Source organism: Peptoclostridium acidaminophilum DSM 3953 (genome assembly GCF_000597865.1).
Taxonomy (GTDB): domain Bacteria; phylum Bacillota; class Clostridia; order Peptostreptococcales; family Peptostreptococcaceae; genus Peptoclostridium_A; species Peptoclostridium_A acidaminophilum.
Map to the genome: position 1 here is coordinate 856,665 of NZ_CP007452.1, position 16,664 is coordinate 873,328.

Consider the following 16,664-nt stretch of genomic DNA (forward strand, 5'->3'; position numbering starts at 1 on the left):
TTCCTAAGAGCCGGATAATCAATTAAAGAATTGATTGTTCGGCTCTAATACTTTTTTGCGCTATTGACAAAATAGAGATATTGAAATATTATATACCTATAAGGGGTATATAACCTGAGAATATGTAAACGGAGGGGATTTAAATGGCTAAAAAAATAAAGTCTCACATGGAATGGTCCTGGATTATTCTTGTTGGATTCTTGATCTTATCAATTGCAGATGCCAGATTTGGAATACTAGGTATAATATGTATTGCAACGCCGCTATATCACGCTTTTAAGGGAAGGGGAAAGGTTCACTGCTCTCATTACTGTCCAAGAGGTTCCCTGCTGGGGAAGATGCTGGCTGGCATAAGTCTTCAAAACAACATGCCAGCATGGTTAAGAGGAAAAGCGGCTAAAAACACGGTGCTTTCGCTGATGATACTTATGTTTGGAATATCCCTTTTCCATGCGGGATTAGATTTTGTAAAGATAAGCTTTGCCATATTTAGGCTGATGGGTGTTTCATTGCTTGTAGGAATTCTTATGGGAGTAATATTCAAACCTAGAAGCTGGTGCCAAGTGTGTCCAATGGGACATGCAACAGGCTTAATAAAAAATTATAAGGATCTAAAAGAAGCAAAGGTTAATCTTGAGCTAAAGACGCCGGATAAAAAAATCACCGCATAGCGGTGATTTTTTTATCTTCTGAATGTCCATTCATCCCTTGAATATTTGGTTTCTGCCAGAACCTTGGCAAGCTCCAGTTCTTCGGGTGTAAGCTCGGCAGTTTCAATCTCCAAACCGAGAGCATCTGTAAAGCCTTCATAAAAAGCGTTGAAAAGAGTTTCGTCGGCCAAAGTTGTTCCTGTGATATGCCTTATGCTGGTGGCTTTTTCTGTGAATGATGATTTTATTCTGTCCTTGAGTCTCTCATTGTCCATCTTTATTGTGCAGAACAATTTTTCTGTATCCAAGTCGTTTAGTATGGAACCGTGCTGCAGAAGCACGCCCTGCTGTCTCACCTGAGAGCTTCCGACTATTTTTTTACCGTCAACTGTAAGCTCGTATGTCGATGGGGCGTCAAAGCATGCAGAAGACGTATAGTCCCCGCTTCGCATTTTCACAACGGGAGAAAGCTGAGCCTCTATGCCCAGGTTTGAAAATCCCAGAAGAAGCCCCTGTGAAAGAAGCTTGTATGACTCCGTCACTGTTTTGGGTATCATTGGACAGCTTTCATCTACTATTATGCTGTATGTGAGTTCGTCGTCATGAAGTACAGCCCTGCCTCCGCTGAGCCTTCTCACCACTCCAATACCTGCCTTCTTGCACTGCTCGAAGTCTACCTCCTTGCCGGATTTCTGGAAGTAGCCGAGCGATACTGTCGCGGGATTCCATTTATAAAATCTGAGTGTCGGAGGTACCAGGCCTTTTGAATGGTATGTTAGTATGGCTTCGTCTATTGCCATGTTCATAGCTCCGCTGCTATAGCCGGTATTTATGAATCTCCACTTCATAAAATTACATCTCCTTATTATTTACAAAATATCCAGTCCTGACTCTGTAATGGCTTTTGCGAGTTCGTCAGATTTAAGGGCCCTAGGGTAGTTGTAGATGGTTCCTCCTGGCCTCTCATTATAATATGGCCTGTTGCATCCATCGCATCCGGCTGTTTCAAAAGCCCTGCCGTTTGACAATGCTCTGGCGATTTCGTTCTTTGCCAGGTCTATGCCAGTTAGTTTTCCATCTTCGAAATTGAGCTTGTCAACTGTTATTATGGAATGTTTGAGCATGTAGTTGGCTATCTGAACTCTTCTGTAGCTGCCTATGTCTGGAGGAGACTGTTTTTCGAGCTTTGTGCCCCTTACAGGGGTGAAGGCGAAAAGACCCACAGAAACATTCATGCTGTGCATCTCTGCGATAAGCTTAAGAGCCTGCTCTTCTGTTTCTCCCAGACCTATTATAACATGAGTTGATATCTTCCCGGGGAATAGAGAAACGCACTCTCTGATAAGATTTTTCTTTTCATCAAAGCCAGAGCCTTTAATCTGAGCGTGCAAATCAGAATTTGCGGCATCAAGTGCAATACTTACCCTTGAAGCGCCTGCTTCTATGAGTTCTCTTGCATTTTCTACGTTTGGCACATTCAGCGAAACGCTAAGCGGCATGTCCACCTCGTTTTTTATTCTGGCGGCAAGTGATTTTGCTCTTTCGAAAGAGCCGCTGCAGAGTGTGAACTGTATGCATGCTCTTTTCATGGCTCCAGAGGCCTTGGCCTTTTTAAGCCTGTTTACAACATCATCTTCATCATATTCAGGCCATACGATTCTTGAAAGATGAGAACCATCATCCTTGCTGTCCCTTGCCTGTGGACAGAAACCGCAGTTGTTTGCGCATTTTTCACCGTTTAGCAGATAAGCCGTTGTAGGATCGGCATCAGCCTTTATCTCTCTTAGTCCAAGTACGTGAGCTGTTCCTGCAGATACTCTTATCATAGTACACAGCACTCCCTTCCGTATTTTATTTCAAGTCCACATTCTCTTGCCTCTTCAACTGCAGGCTTTGTCGGATTCACAAGTTTGTTTACTCCGCAAAGTACTGCAAGCTGATCTATTTGAGCTCTTATTCTGCCTTTTGGCCTCATGCAGCCAAGGTGTATTGGTATGTCAGGAAATTCGATTCTTGCAGTTGCAAGAACCTTTGCAACATCTTCGGGAGACGGCGCAGGCTTGTTGGCATATCTTGTGCCCGGAGTTGGGATGAAGACTATGAAAACGAGCGAGTCGGCTCCAAGCTCCTTGAGCTTTTTAATTGCATCTATTTCGCCTTGTATTTTACCGCCATAAAGGCCTATGCATATATGGGGTACAACTCTGACATGTTTTTTCAGATTTAAATAGGTTGTGATATAATCCTCGGGCTTTAATCCCAGACCGTAAACCTGTTGTATGGTTTCCTTATCTGTCAGGAAATCGAAGGAAACACAGTCGGCAAAGCTTGCCACCTGCTGTATTTGAGCTTCGCTTATGAGTCCTACATGGGCATTTATTTTTATGGATTTTTCTTTTAACTCATCAATGAGAGCCTTGTGAGAGGCTATGTCCACCTTGCCCATCTCGTCGCAGCCGCCGCTTATGAGAAGGCTTGAATAGTCTGAAAGGCTGCTTATAGCCGATATAGGAGTCATGTTTTTGAGATAGTGCCCTCCGCAGTGTGCGCAGTTGAGTATGCACTCATTGCCAGTAACACTAACAGTCCTTGTCTTGTCTGGCACATCAAACTCAATTGTATCCGGGAAGTTGTTTTTTCGTATTTCCCAGGCGCTTTGAACTAGTGAGGCGATGCTTTTGTCATGTATCTCTATGCTCATACTTAAAACCTCATTTCACATTAGTTTTTTAAGAATAAAAAAAGAAACATAGTGGCACAATAATAAAAAAAGCCATTACATTTCTCTGTAGATTCAAAGAATAGTCTTCGAATTTTCAGAGCCCCATCAAAAAGCGGTTCTTATGCCTGAAAGTTTCTATAAAAGGCTGGCACCAGTTATATTGCATCTTCGGCTATTCCGCATTGGAATATCTCCCGCATTTGTCATATGGAACTGCAATTATTGAATTTATCTGCCATATAGCAATATGGCTTCTAATAAAATAATATAATGTTATTTTTTTATAATCAAGCATAAATAAAAGTTTAACTAAATCGCAGAGACTGGCAATAAAAAAGGTAAACCTGCCTAAGCCGGATACTGGTTTTGGAATACACTAACTATATGATTATTAAATGATTAGCGGCACATTAGTATTGGTAAAAATCAAAATATAGCTATATGAACAGTAAAGATAAGCTATCTTTCAAAGCATAAACCATAACAAGGAGGAAGATATGAAAAAAACATCATTTGAAATAAAAAAAGCGCCCGCCTTCGAGCTTCCTGATTCAGCAGGGGAGAAGATTAAGCTGGAGGATTTCATAGGTAAATATGTAGTGCTCTATTTTTATCCAAAGGATAACACTCCAGGCTGTACTGTTGAAGCCATAGGTTTTAGGGATTTGAAGGATGAATTTGAAAAGCTTGGGGCAGTTGTCATCGGAGTGAGCAAGGACAGCGCAAAATCCCACGAGAAATTCATTCAAAAGAATGAGCTCAATTTCATACTCCTAAGCGACGAAGAGGGAGAAGTGCTCAAGCTCTATGATGTGCTAAAGCCAAAAAAGATGTTCGGGAAAGAGTACCTGGGCATAGAGCGGTCAACATTCGTAATAGATAAAAATGGGGACATAGTGAAGGAATACAGGAAGGTCAAGGTACCTGGGCATGCTGAGGTAGTGCTTGAATATGTAGGGGAAATAAGCAAAGGTTAGGTGATGATATGTCATTGAATGGCAATGTTGTTGTAGCACAGGGCGGAGGCCCTACAGCTGTTATAAATGAGTCGCTTGTGGGCGTGGTGCTCGAATCGAGGAAATTCGCACAGATAAACCGCGTGTATGGGGCGCTGGGAGGTGTAAGGGGGATAATAAATGAAGATTTCCTGGACCTTACCCAGGAAACCACCCACAATCTCGAGGAGGTTGCAAAGACTCCGTCATCGGCGCTTCTTTCAACAAGGGACAAGCCTGACGAAAAGTACTGCAAGGAGATATTTGATGTGTTCAAGGCTCACAATGTGAGATATTTCTTCTATATTGGAGGGAATGATTCGGTGGGCACCGTCGACATAGTCAACAGGTACGCCAAGACATCCGGATATGATTTCAGGGCTATACACATACCCAAGACAATAGACAACGACATAGTGCTTACCGACCATACACCGGGCTTCGGCTCAGCTGCGAAATTTGTAGCCCAGTCGTTCATCGGTCTCAATCTTGACAATAGAGCTCTTCCGGGCATACATATAGGGGTTGTTATGGGAAGGAACTCAGGCTTCCTAACCGCCGCCTCTGTGCTGGCAAAGAAGTATCCGGATGACGGACCGCACCTTATATATATGCCAGAGAGGCATTTTTGCATTGACAGTTTTGTCAGCGATGTAAAGCAGATGTATGACAAGTATGGAAGGTGCGTAGTTGCGGTCTCTGAAGGAATAGCTGACGAAAATGGAGTGCCTATAGCTCAAAAACTTGGGAGCACTGAAAGAGATGCTCATGGCAATCTGATGCTTTCTCAGACTGACCTGGGCGAGCTGCTGGTAGGGCACATCAAAAGAACAATCAATACGGAAAGGGTTAGATCCGATACATTCGGGTATCTGCAAAGGTCTTTTGGGCTTTGCATATCCGAAGTGGACCAGTATGAGGCCAGGGAAGCAGGGGAAAAGGCGGCTCAGTTTTCTATTTGGCATGACAGAGACGGCTCCATTTCGCTGAGCAGGATAGGCGACTACGCAATAAACTACAAGCTCCAAAGGCTCGAGGATGTCGCCAACAGGATAAAGGTTATGGATGACAGTTTCATAAGCAGTGCAGGCAACCATGTTACAGAGGAGTTTAAAAACTATATAAGGCCGCTTGTGGGCTCCGGCCTCAGGGATGGACAAAGGCTCATAGCGCCTCCTGTAGAGAAGTTGCTCAATCGATAGAAAAGAGGCAGCTCCATTGATTTGGAAAGCTGCCTCTTTTTATTTTTTCAAGCTGTAATTTATTTTGTGAGTGTCGCAATTATGTCGTCGATTGACTCGCCTTTTTCAATTGTGTATGTTCCGGTTTTGAGCTTGTTTTCAAGTTGCCTTGATATGATCTGTTCAAGGAAATCCTCCTTTGAATCTATAAGCCCAGTCTGCTCCAGTGCGAAGGCTATTTGTTCGCAGGAAGAACCCTGTTTGATTTGAAACACGACATTTCCAGAAGTGTTTTTCTCGCGGTCTTCAGACTTTTCACTCGGAACATTGCCTTTATCATTGTTGTCAGCTGTATTATCGTCTGTATTCTCATATGAACTTTCATCAGATGAATTTTCTTTTTTTGTGCCGTCAGCGCTTGTGCTTGCCGCCGGCGTGCCAGATGCGATTTTAAGTTTTTCAGCAGGCTCAAACCAGTTATAAAGCTGCCATCCTATTACTGCCACCATTACAAAAACTATAATAAAGCCAATGGCTGTATCGCTGTACTCATATATAATATCCTTGATTCTTTCCATAGTGCCAGACCTCCTTATGCCTAAATAAAGAATAACAATATAGCTTGAAAAATTCAACTTAATTTTTTGATGCGGGAAGGGTATAAAAACTTTGAACAATAGATGGCTTCATGTTATCATCTATTATGTGGTATATCCAACATACGAGGCTTATTCGAACCAGGGGGAAATGAAGTGGGGAGCGTGGATTTAAAAAGCGAATTTGTTATAGAAAAATTTCTGGATAGGTATGACTACGATGGCGTAGAAGAGATACTCAGGGACAGCGGAATCGAAGATGGAGATCTGGTGGCGATTGTTAGCGCCTGCAAGTATCTTGTGAGTTTTGACTTTAAGACTTCTGCAAAAAGGCTGGAGTCCATAAGGTCTAATGAAATTAAAAATAGGCCGGAGATAAAGGACATGAAGGAGCATCTGCTCAAACTGATTGAGGGTGAGCCCGTTGCTATATTTTCAGAGCTTATAGGAAGTCTTAAGATACAGTGTTCAAAAGAGGAATACATAGACTATTTGGGAAGAGTGTACAGGCTCAAGGAAGCTCTTATGAAATACCTTTTCATAAGCAGAAACAACGGTAACGGCAAAAGGCAAATATCCATGACAGTGCATGTGCCGACCAAATATGAAATAATGAATATTCTCAGAAGGAAATACAGGATATATACAGGAAGCCTCAGCGGCGGAATAAGCGAATACCTCAATATGACTAGGGGAAAAAACAAGAGCATCAAAGAGGCTCTCGCCATACTTAACGCCAAAAATATGGACGGACTGATCAAGCTAAGGCACGAGTGCCCTGTGGGACATGGATTCAAGGGTGTGAGCAGGGAGGATATTGAAGCTATATACGGGGAACCTTCAAAGGTTGTAAGTGATTTTGTAAGGGCCTGCAGGATTTTGGATTTGCATGTCAATGTCGACAGGCACGATAATATAAACAATTTGATACTTGAGATGCTGGACAGGTATGCGCAAAAAAGGGAGATGTAGATAAGCATGAGTGATTTGAAAAAGGAAGTTATAGACTGGATTAAGACAATAGCCATATCACTGATTATAGCGTTTGTAATAACATCGTTCGTAAGGCCTACGCTTGTTAAGGGGTTTTCAATGTTCCCAACGCTTGAAGAAAATGACTATCTGATTATAAACCGGATAGCCTACAACGGTGAATATCCTAGCAGGGGAGACATTGTCGTATTCAAGTCGGACCTTCTTCAGGAAAACGGAAAGAAAAAAGATCTTGTAAAAAGGATTATCGCAGTTCCGGGGGACCGGATAATAGTGGCGCAGGGTCAAGTGTACCTAAATGGAACGTTGCTTGAAGAGGGCTACATCAACGGAGACTACACAGACGGAAGTGTGGACATAGAAGTTCCGGCAGGCTATGTGTTTGCAATGGGGGACAACAGGCCAAACAGCATGGACAGCAGGGACTCCAGGGTTGGTGTTGTGCCTGTAGACCACATAATAGGCAAGGTTGTGGTAAGGCTTTTCCCATTCGACAAGATCAACACTTTTTAGGTGAGTCATGAGACTGGGTATAAGCGCATTTGCGGGTGATATTGAAAGGGCTGTGGGAACTTGCCTGGAAAACGGCTTGAACCATATTGAAGTTGGAATTGACGATATCGGAGACTGGGAATTTGTAAAGCGGCAAAACAATCATGTAATGAGCGCCGGCATATCGCTGGGAGTCCACCTGCCAATGGAGCTCAACCCTTGCGAGAGGGTGAACGAAGTGCGAGCGTGCTGGGAGCGCTTTGTATTGTCGAATGTAGAGATAGGTCGCAAATTCAACGTCAGATACTACAATATGCACATGGGATATGCGCTTGAGAGGCTAGCCGGGAGCCGTAGGGAGATTTTGCTTGAAAATGCATGTGTTTTTCTGGGCGGAGTTTTAAGGAAGCTCGATGGCGAGATGATCACTCTCGAAAATTCATATACAAAGGGTGGAGACATGGTCAACCTGGGCACAAGGGTGTCCGACTTCAAACGTGTTTTCGAGTCCTTTAGCTTGGGAAACATGGGATTTTGTTTTGATACGGGACATAATCTAATATGCAGTGACGAATATGTGGAAAGCTTTAGCCGAATAACAAAAGTTGTCCATCTCAGCGGAAACGATGGAGTCAGGGATCTACACCTGGGCATTTCAAGCGAGCATGGCATTGGCGACAAGCTGCTTGCGGATTTGCTGAAGCTGAAGGAGACTGAATATTATGTGCTTGAAATGGATAGTGCGCATTACAAATCCAGCATCTCCAGGATAAGTGAATTAACGGGAATACAGTTCGAGGCGGAGTGATATGCCGCCTTGTTTTTATTTGAAAAGGGGGGATTGCAGTGGCCCAAATAAAAGTCGAGATATTGCTTGAGGAAAAGGAATACACAAGCGGCGCAACATTGCTTGAAGTGCTTGAGAATTCGGAGGTGCCCATTAAAAAGCCTGTTTTGCTGGCGGTTGTTGACAACGAGCTCAAAGAGCTCACGGACTGTCTCGAGAAAAGCTGTAAGATAAAGTTTCTCGGGCTTGAAGACACAGATGGTATGAGGACGTATATGAGGAGCATGTCGTTTATATTTATAATGGCCTGCAGGGATATTATACCTTCATTCAAGGTGTCAATAGACCACACCATAGGCAAGGGGTTATATTGCAGAATTGCAGGCAGCGACCATGTAAGTCCCGAGGTTGTTTTGAAAATAGAGGAACGCATGAGGGAATTAGTTGAGCAGGATATTCCGTTTGAAAAAATAAAGACTACAACCCAAGAAGCCATAAATATATTTGAAAAGGACGGATATATCGACAAGATAGAGCTTTTCAAATACAGGGAGAATCCACATGTGACCATATATAAATGCGCAGATTTCAGCAGCTATTTCTATGGATACATGGTGCCTTCGACAGGATACCTGAAGACATTTATGCTTAAAAACTGCAATGGAGGGATTGTAATAATAGGCCCTGACAAAGATATGCCTGAAAATGTGGACAAATTTGAATATAAACCTAAGCTTGCCGAGGTATTCAAGGAGACTCAGGAATGGGCCCGAATAATGGATGTAGACAGCGTAGGCGAGCTCAATGGTATCATTGGAAATAAAGAATATCCAGAGCTCATTCGAACGGTTGAGGCGCTTCATGAAAAGAAAATCGCAAAGATAGCAGATATGATAAAGTGCAGCCCCGAGAAAACAAGGCTGGTTCTCATATCAGGTCCTTCGTCATCAGGGAAAACGAGCTTTGCGCGAAGACTTCTCACGCAGCTAAGGGTCAACAACATAAATCCGGTTTCGATATCACTTGACAATTATTTTGTGGACAGGGAGGACACGCCTCTTGACGATGAAGGAAACTATGACTTCGAATCGATAAACTCAATAGACCTGGAGCTTTTTAATGAGCACATCGAGCTGTTGCTTTCCGGAGCCGAGGTTGAAATGCCGCATTTTAATTTTAAAACCGGCAAGAGGGAGTACATAGGTGACAGATTCAAGATTGAAACTGATCAGCCCATAATAGTAGAAGGCATACACGCTCTCAATAGAAAGCTGACAAGCGCCATAGCTGATACGAGTAAATTCAAGGTGTATGTGAGCGCGCTAACTCAGCTGAATCTTGACGAACATAATAGAATTCCCACAACGGACCTTAGGCTTATAAGGCGTATTGTAAGGGATAATCACTTCAGAGGGAATGACGCACTAGGCACACTCAGACTATGGAAGTCGGTAAGGAGCGGCGAGGAAAACAACATATTTCCTTTCCAGGAGGAAGCAGATATAATGTTCAATTCTGCTTTGGTATATGAACTGGCTGTGCTGAAAAAATATGCACAGCCGCTGCTTGGCCAAATAACAAAAGAACACGAGGTTTACAGGGAGGCTAAGCGATTGCTGAGCTTTATGCAGTATTTCGTGCCAATAGAAGACGAGCTGGATATACCGCCCACATCTATACTGAGAGAGTTTATTGGCGGAAGCCGGATAGTGGGAATGTAAAGCTTTTGAGCCTTGCTCAGCCGCAGTGCTTTTCTTTGACAATGCAAATTGGCAATAGTATAATATATAAAAAAACTAAAATATAGAAAAAATATTTATTGTTTGACGCGGTCACTTTAGCAGTGTATAGTAATAAAGAAAAAATGACGTTTTAATTTGCGTTTGAAATTGAGAGGGATGGTGAGTTGAGGTGAAGGACATACTTGTTCTTAGGGATATAGATGAGATAAAAGCGGTATCCCACCCATACAGGCTTGAAATTATGGAGGCGTTTGACAATGAGCCGCTGTCGGCAAAGCAGCTTTCGGAGATATTGGGAGAGCCTCATGCTAAGGTGAACTATCATATAAAAACATTGCTTGCCGCAGGAATACTAGAGCTTGTTGAAGAAAGGGTAAAGTCAGGCATAATCGAAAAATATTACCTGCCGAAGGCCAAAATGGTTGTCATAGACAAGAGTATACTCAACAAGAGCATGGAAAACAATGACAGCGAGGTTACGCAGACACTGAATCAGGCATCCATATCTCTATTTGAAAAAGTAAGCGGAGATTTCTTTAGAGCGGCAGAAAATACGGAAATTCACTCAAAGCACATTATAATGCACAATGAATATTACCTTGCCGAAGATGAGGCAAAGGAGCTTATGGAGACTTTCAGCGCAAAGCTCAAGGAGATAATGGCTTCAAGGGAAAAGGCTGAAGATAAAAAACTTAGACCTTACAACATAGTATTCATGGCTATTCCGGATCTTAGAAGAGAAAAGAAAATATCTAAAGAATAAGTATCAATATGCTTGATACTTTTTTCTTTATATCCATATTTTTAATATTACTAGAACAACGAAAGGGGAAGAAAGAATGCTGGTCATAGGACCCCATATTTCAATAGCAAAAGGATTTTCAAAGGCAGCAGAAACTGCAATATCTATTGGAGCAAATACATTCCAGTTTTTCACAAGGAATCCTCGAGGAGCTTCTGTAAAGGCTCTTGACCAAAAGGACGTCGAGAAATTTCAGGCGCTCAGGGTTGAACATGACATGGGACCGTTTCTGGCCCATTGCCCTTACACTATGAATCTTGCCAGCAGCAAGGCCGACATAGTGGAGCTGGGCAAGAGGATGCTTAGAGAGGACATAGAGAGAATGGACCTTCTGGGCATTGAATACATGTGCTTTCATCCCGGCAGCCACACAGGTGACGGCGAGGATGTAGGGCTGGAAAGGATAATAGATGCCCTGAATAGCGTGATAAGAGGAGACGAAAAAGTATGGGTGCTCCTTGAAACAATGTCAGGCAAGGGGAGTGAAGTTGGATACACATTCGAGCAGCTAAGGAGAATAATAGACGGCGTAGAAAAAAGCGACAGGCTTGGAATATGCTTTGACACATGTCACACATTTTCTGCAGGCTATGACATAATCGGCGATCTCGATGGTGTGCTTGAAAAATTTGACAGCATAATAGGTCTGGACAGGCTCAAGGCAGTGCATTTCAACGATAGTCTCAAGGAGTTCGCATCAAGAAATGACAGGCACGCCAACATAGGAGAGGGCCTTATAGGCTTAGAAGGCCTTTCGAGCTTCATGAACCACCCCAAAATTAAAAATCTGCCGCTTTTCCTTGAAACACCCGGAGAGCCGGATGTGCACAAAAAGGAGATCGAACTGCTCAGAAGCCTGTATAGCGAGTAGACAAGTTCAACTTAAGTGTGCCCAATACTTTTAGTCGTGATATGGCGACAAAATTGTGATACAATTAGAATGTAATACAACTTGATATGTGTTGCAGGGAGCCGAAAACAATGGCTGAGAGGGAATTTGACATTCCGACCTTTTGACCTGATCTGGGTAATGCCAGCGTAGGGAACTAGCGTACATGACTGTTACTCGGCGAGGGTAGCAGTTTTTTTGTCAATAAAATCAAAAAAGAGGGGGTAGAAAAAGTGGCAGCAGTAAATGTGAGTCTTCAGGTGCTTCCGGTTGTGAGCGAAGAGGACATATATCCGGTGGTAGACAGTGTAATAGATTACATTGCAAGGACTGGAGTTAAATATGAGGTTGGACCAATGGAAACAACAATGGAGGGCGAGCTGGACGAGCTTCTTGACATAGTAAAGGCGGCCCAGCAGATCTGCATTGAAAAAGGAGCCAGCAGAGTCGTGTCTGTGGTTAAGATAGACTATAAAGCAGAAGGTGTGACAATGAATGAAAAAATTGGCAAGTACAGGAAGTAATCTGCTGCCTGGAGCATTCATAGTGCTGCTAGTTGTTTTGTGGGAGGTGTTCATAAAGATATCGGGAATTCCCAAGTATCTGCTGCCTGCTCCCTCCGGAATAATAAGAGCGCTTATAGATTCAAGGGATGTTTTGCTTTTGCATACAAAGACAACTGTGATTGAAGCGTCAATAGGCTACATAATTTCAATAATAATAGCGGTATCTGTTTCGGCTTCGATGAACAGATGGCAGTCTGTAAAGAGGACTTTATATCCGGTGCTTGTAATATCGCAGACGGTGCCAATAATAGTGCTGGCGCCACTCATAATGATATGGCTGGGATTTGGAATGCTGCCAAAGATTGCAATAGTTGTGCTGACCTGCTTTTTCCCCATAGCTGTCAGCGTGACGGAGGGTCTCGAGACCGTAGACGAGGACATAATAAGCATGATGAAAGTGATGGGTGCAAACAGCTGGCAAATATTCGCAAAGGTAAAGTTGCCGGCCATAATGCCTTCGTTTTTCTCGGGACTTAAGATAGCTGCCACATACAGCATAATGGGCGCAGTTATAGCGGAGTGGATAGGGGCTCAAAGCGGCCTTGGGGTATACATGACAAGGGCAATGCATTCCTTCCATACTGAAGCGCTGTTTGCCGACATACTTATAATAGTTTTGCTCAGCATAGGCGTGTTCGAATTTATAAACTTCATGGGCAGAAAAATAATGCCTTGGAACAAGTAGGAAAAAGGAACATACAAAATCGAAATGACAGGAGGAGAAGTTATGAAAAAGTTTATTTCAATTATGCTTTCGGCAGTGCTAGCGTTCTCAATGCTCTCAGGTTGTGCCAAAGAGGAGCCAAAAGATGAGGGCAAGCTTCAAAAGGTTGTAGTGACTCTTGACTGGACTCCAAATACAAACCATACGGGTCTTTATGTGGCAAAGGATAAAGGCTACTATGAGGAAGCAGGCTTGGATGTCCAGATAATACAGCCGGGCGAGGGAACAGCAGACCAGCTTGTGGCGGCCAACAAGGCTCAGTTCGGCGTCAGCTATCAGGAATCTGTGACGCTTGCAAGACTTGAAAACGTTCCCGTGGTATCAATAGCCGCAGTGATACAGCACAACACCTCGGGCTTTGCCTCGGTGAAGGACAAGGGGATTGTGACTCCAAAGGATTATGAAGGCAAAAGGTATGGAGGATGGGGCTCTCCTATAGAAAAAGCCACACTCAAAGCGCTGATGGACAAATACGGCGGAGACGTTGAAAAGGTTCAGATTCTAACAACTGGCGCCACAGACTTTTTTGCATCAAGCGAAAAAGATGTCGACTTTGCTTGGATATTCGAAGGTTGGACAGGCATAGAGGCCAAGCTAAAGGGGATAGAGCTTAACTACATCGATCTTGGCAAAGAGAACGAAGCGCTTGACTACTATACTCCTGTGCTAATAACAAACGAGAACAACATCAAAAACAATCCCGAGCTTGTAGAAAAATTTATGACGGCTACTTCGAAAGGATATGAAAGCGCAATAGAGAATCCGGGTGAAGCTGCGCAGATACTGCTCGATAATGCTCCGGAGCTGAATCCAGAACTTGTAAAGGCAAGTCAGGAATTCCTGAGTACCAAATACAAGGATGATGCGGACGTTTGGGGATATCAGAAGGAGACGGTATGGCAAAAATATACAGACTGGCTTTTTGACAACAAGCTCATTGAGAGCAAAATCGAAGTCAGCAAGGCATTCACCAACGATTTCCTCCCTCAAAAGGCGAAGTAATGAGCACCAGCAAAATCTCTATGAGGAATGTGCATAAGGATTTTTCCATGGACGAAGAATACCTTAAGGTGCTTGACGATATTAACATTGAAGTCTCCGAAGGTGAATTCATATCCATAATAGGACCCAGCGGCTGCGGCAAGTCCACAATATTTCACATACTTACAAAGCTAGTAGACGGCTACGAGGGTGAGGTGGAAATAGACGGCATGCCTCTTTCGGACTACGAAAAGCGGATAGGCTACATGCATCAAAAAGATCTGCTCATGCCATGGAGAACCGTTATAGACAATGTCATAATACCGCTTGAAATACAGGGCGAAAAAAAAAGCAAGGCAAGAGAAAAGGTCAAAGAGCTGCTGCCGGTGTTTGGATTGGATGGCTTTGAAAATGTTTATCCCAATGAACTTTCAGGCGGAATGAGGCAAAGGGCTGCGCTTCTTAGAACGGTGCTGGTAGACAGCGACATAATGCTGCTTGACGAACCCTTTGGAGCGCTTGACGCCATCAACAGGACTGCAATGCAAAACTGGCTGCTTGACATATGGAGCAAGTTCGAAAGAAGTGTAATGTTTATAACCCACGACATAGAAGAGGCGATATTCCTCTCGGACAGGGTATATGTCCTCACGCAAAGGCCGGCCAGGGTGCTGCAGGAGATAAAAATCGATTTTGAAAGGCCAAGGACAAAAGAAATCCTGATAAGCCAGAAATTTTTGGAATACAAGAAAATACTGATGAATTCTTTGTAGTCAAATGCCGCAAGCCGCAGTCAAACGCAGCTATGCGGCATTTTGTCTAATTATATGGGATGATTGGGAGGATTGGAATGTTTATAGATGTCCATTGCCACATAGACCAATATAAGAATATCGATGGATTGCTAAATGATGATGTCAAAGCTGTAGTAGGGGCTGCAATCGATTTCGAATCGGGCGAGAAGCTGCTGAGCATCTGCAGACAAAATGCGGGTTTTTATGCGGCACTCGGCATACATCCTGAATACAGCGGAAACTTTAATCAGCTTGAAGCTGTCAAAAGACAGATAGAGGAGAACAAGGATGAAATAGTAGCAATAGGCGAGATAGGTCTGCCATACTACTCGCTAGAGGGAATGGACGAGATGGAGGCAAAGGCCGTTTACAAAAGAGCTCTCCATGTGCTTGATGAGCTCTTGAGCTTGGCGTCAAGGCTTCAAAAACCGGTTGTTCTCCATGCTATAGAAGCCACTGCATATGATGCGCTGGCACTGCTTGAAAAGTATCGCATCGAATCCGCTCTTTTCCACTGGTTTGAAGGCGAAGAAAGGGCGCTTTCAAGGCTGATTGAAAAGGGGTATTACGTGTCTGTAGGGCCTGATGTCCTTTGCAACAAAGCTTACGATGATTTCGTTGACAAGGTGCCGCTTGAGAACATGGTGTTTGAAAGCGATGGACCATGGGAATACGCGGGTGAAGTTGGAGTGCCCGCCATGGTCCGGTCAGTGGCAAGGCATATTTCAAATAAGAGGGGAATAAGCCTGAGTCGTGTGGAGAGTGTGGCATATGAAAACACCTGCAGACTATACAAGCGCTTTTTCTAATAATGGATATGAAAGTGCCTGTGTTTTATGATATATTATTTTGGAGACCTAAGATTTTCAGGGGAGGAGTTTATGCAATTTGCCGATACAAAATGGAAAATAATTCATGCAAGCCGTAAGGTGTTTGCTGAAAAAGGCTTCCACAATGCAAAAATGGAAGACATAGCAGATGAAGCTGGAGTCGGCAAGGGAACCATATACGATTATTTTTCAAGCAAAAAAGAGCTGTTTGAAACCATGATAAAAGAGATGGCAATGGGCTTTAGAAAGCTGATTCAGGAAAATATATCAGAGGATATGGATTTTGACGAAAAGCTAAAAGCATTGGCGCGCGTCAAATTCGAAATCATAAAGAATCACAAGGATATAGAAAATCTTGTATTCAAGAATTTTTCGAATTTTGATGAGAGTCTTATGGGCTGGCTGGAAAAAATACGAAATGAAATGCTGGAATATTTTGAGGGAGTCATGCAGGAAGGTATAGATAGCGGCAGGATTAAAGACATAAATCCCAAGTATGCGACGCTGATGTATATAGGTGGTTTGCATTTCTTGAGCCACTACATCTGCCATATGGAGGATGCCGACTATGAGAAAGAAAAAGAGAGCGCGCTTGATACTTTTTTAAGCATCATGTTCAAGGGGCTGGAAAAGAAATGTTTGTAGGCGTGTGTACATTGGAGCTTTATATTTTTCATGCATATTCTCTAAAGGACAAAAGGCAGGTCATAAAGAGCATAATAGACAGGCTAAAATCCAGATACAACATATCTGTCGCTGAGGTTGGACAAAATGACGTCTGGAATAAGTCTGAAATCGGCATTTCGTGCGTATCAAATTCCAAAAGCCAAATCAACGAGGTATTCAATAAAATAGTCGACTTCATAGATAATGATGAGAGGGTCGAAATTACAAATATGGAAATGGAGATTTGGTGATAA

20 protein-coding genes and 2 riboswitches are annotated in these 16,664 nt (G+C 43.2%); of the genes, 16 read left to right on the top strand and 4 right to left on the bottom strand.

Annotated features, from left to right (window positions below; genetic code table 11):
- Positions 1 to 143: 143 nt before the first annotated feature.
- The gene (locus EAL2_RS04245) at positions 144 to 671 is read left to right on the top strand and encodes a 4Fe-4S binding protein (RefSeq protein WP_025435170.1); all 528 of its coding nucleotides are present in this window, start codon (positions 144 to 146) and stop codon (positions 669 to 671) included.
- A gap of 11 nt (positions 672 to 682) precedes the next feature.
- Here EAL2_RS04245 and EAL2_RS04250 read toward each other — a convergent pair whose 3' ends face one another.
- From EAL2_RS04250 to EAL2_RS04260, 3 genes are read right to left on the bottom strand one after another with little or no spacing between them, the layout of a single operon-like run.
- Positions 683 to 1,498, bottom strand: coding sequence for a lipoate--protein ligase family protein (locus EAL2_RS04250; protein WP_025435171.1), 816 nt, complete (start codon positions 1,496 to 1,498; stop codon positions 683 to 685).
- 21 nt (positions 1,499 to 1,519) lie between these two features.
- Positions 1,520 to 2,476: a radical SAM protein gene (locus EAL2_RS04255; protein WP_025435172.1), complete on the bottom strand. Its 957-nt coding sequence runs from the start codon at positions 2,474 to 2,476 to the stop codon at positions 1,520 to 1,522.
- Positions 2,473 to 3,351, bottom strand: a complete 879-nt coding sequence (locus EAL2_RS04260) for a radical SAM protein (RefSeq protein WP_025435173.1) — start codon at positions 3,349 to 3,351, stop codon at positions 2,473 to 2,475. Before EAL2_RS04260 ends, EAL2_RS04255 begins: the two co-directional genes overlap by 4 nt.
- 124 nt (positions 3,352 to 3,475) lie before the next feature.
- A riboswitch (glycine riboswitch) is annotated at positions 3,476 to 3,579 on the bottom strand.
- Positions 3,580 to 3,869: 290 nt separating this feature from the next.
- Between EAL2_RS04260 and bcp the strand changes: the two genes are divergently transcribed.
- Together bcp and EAL2_RS04270 are read left to right on the top strand one after the other, a co-directional pair.
- Positions 3,870 to 4,349 (top strand): thioredoxin-dependent thiol peroxidase, encoded by a 480-nt coding sequence (gene bcp / locus EAL2_RS04265; RefSeq protein ID WP_025435174.1) that lies wholly within the window; start codon positions 3,870 to 3,872, stop codon positions 4,347 to 4,349.
- Positions 4,350 to 4,357: 8 nt separating this feature from the next.
- Complete coding sequence (locus EAL2_RS04270) at positions 4,358 to 5,569, top strand: 6-phosphofructokinase (RefSeq protein ID WP_025435175.1); 1,212 nt, start codon at positions 4,358 to 4,360, stop codon at positions 5,567 to 5,569.
- Positions 5,570 to 5,628: 59 nt separating this feature from the next.
- Here EAL2_RS04270 and EAL2_RS04275 read toward each other — a convergent pair whose 3' ends face one another.
- Complete coding sequence (locus EAL2_RS04275; protein WP_025435176.1) at positions 5,629 to 6,126, bottom strand: MltG/YceG/YrrL family protein; 498 nt, start codon at positions 6,124 to 6,126, stop codon at positions 5,629 to 5,631.
- A gap of 174 nt (positions 6,127 to 6,300) precedes the next feature.
- On the opposite strand from EAL2_RS04275, the gene EAL2_RS04280 reads away from it, so the two are divergent.
- From EAL2_RS04280 to EAL2_RS04340, 13 genes are all read left to right on the top strand, one after another.
- Positions 6,301 to 7,116, top strand: coding sequence for a DUF1967 domain-containing protein (locus tag EAL2_RS04280; RefSeq protein WP_025435177.1), 816 nt, complete (start codon positions 6,301 to 6,303; stop codon positions 7,114 to 7,116).
- Between the two features lie 6 nt (positions 7,117 to 7,122).
- Positions 7,123 to 7,650: a signal peptidase I gene (lepB, locus tag EAL2_RS04285; protein WP_025435178.1), complete on the top strand. Its 528-nt coding sequence runs from the start codon at positions 7,123 to 7,125 to the stop codon at positions 7,648 to 7,650.
- Between the two features lie 7 nt (positions 7,651 to 7,657).
- On the top strand, positions 7,658 to 8,437 hold the full coding sequence (locus EAL2_RS04290) for a sugar phosphate isomerase/epimerase family protein (protein WP_025435179.1): 780 nt from the start codon (positions 7,658 to 7,660) through the stop codon (positions 8,435 to 8,437).
- A gap of 38 nt (positions 8,438 to 8,475) precedes the next feature.
- Positions 8,476 to 10,137, top strand: coding sequence for a nucleoside kinase (locus tag EAL2_RS04295; protein WP_025435180.1), 1,662 nt, complete (start codon positions 8,476 to 8,478; stop codon positions 10,135 to 10,137).
- 190 nt (positions 10,138 to 10,327) lie between these two features.
- Positions 10,328 to 10,921 carry an ArsR/SmtB family transcription factor gene (locus EAL2_RS04300; RefSeq protein WP_025435181.1) on the top strand — a complete coding sequence of 198 codons (594 nt, stop codon included), beginning with the start codon at positions 10,328 to 10,330 and terminating at the stop codon, positions 10,919 to 10,921.
- A gap of 76 nt (positions 10,922 to 10,997) precedes the next feature.
- Positions 10,998 to 11,831 carry a deoxyribonuclease IV gene (locus EAL2_RS04305; protein WP_025435182.1) on the top strand — a complete coding sequence of 278 codons (834 nt, stop codon included), beginning with the start codon at positions 10,998 to 11,000 and terminating at the stop codon, positions 11,829 to 11,831.
- An 84-nt stretch (positions 11,832 to 11,915) separates the two neighbouring features.
- Positions 11,916 to 12,023, top strand: a riboswitch (TPP riboswitch).
- Positions 12,024 to 12,082: 59 nt separating this feature from the next.
- Positions 12,083 to 12,373 carry a thiamine-binding protein gene (locus EAL2_RS04310; protein WP_025435183.1) on the top strand — a complete coding sequence of 97 codons (291 nt, stop codon included), beginning with the start codon at positions 12,083 to 12,085 and terminating at the stop codon, positions 12,371 to 12,373.
- Positions 12,345 to 13,100, top strand: a complete 756-nt coding sequence (locus tag EAL2_RS04315; protein WP_038601756.1) for an ABC transporter permease — start codon at positions 12,345 to 12,347, stop codon at positions 13,098 to 13,100. The genes EAL2_RS04310 and EAL2_RS04315 overlap by 29 nt, the downstream gene beginning before the upstream one ends.
- A 42-nt stretch (positions 13,101 to 13,142) precedes the next feature.
- On the top strand, positions 13,143 to 14,141 hold the full coding sequence (locus tag EAL2_RS04320; RefSeq protein WP_025436429.1) for an ABC transporter substrate-binding protein: 999 nt from the start codon (positions 13,143 to 13,145) through the stop codon (positions 14,139 to 14,141).
- Between the two features lie 20 nt (positions 14,142 to 14,161).
- Entirely contained in the window at positions 14,162 to 14,893 is a 732-nt protein-coding gene (locus EAL2_RS04325; RefSeq protein WP_242842495.1) for an ABC transporter ATP-binding protein, read from the top strand.
- 77 nt (positions 14,894 to 14,970) lie between these two features.
- The gene (locus EAL2_RS04330) at positions 14,971 to 15,723 is read left to right on the top strand and encodes a TatD family hydrolase (protein ID WP_025435185.1); all 753 of its coding nucleotides are present in this window, start codon (positions 14,971 to 14,973) and stop codon (positions 15,721 to 15,723) included.
- Between the two features lie 72 nt (positions 15,724 to 15,795).
- Positions 15,796 to 16,389, top strand: a complete 594-nt coding sequence (locus tag EAL2_RS04335) for a TetR/AcrR family transcriptional regulator (protein ID WP_025435186.1) — start codon at positions 15,796 to 15,798, stop codon at positions 16,387 to 16,389.
- Positions 16,380 to 16,661, top strand: coding sequence for a DUF503 domain-containing protein (locus tag EAL2_RS04340; RefSeq protein WP_025435187.1), 282 nt, complete (start codon positions 16,380 to 16,382; stop codon positions 16,659 to 16,661). Before EAL2_RS04335 ends, EAL2_RS04340 begins: the two co-directional genes overlap by 10 nt.
- Positions 16,662 to 16,664 lie beyond the last annotated feature (3 nt).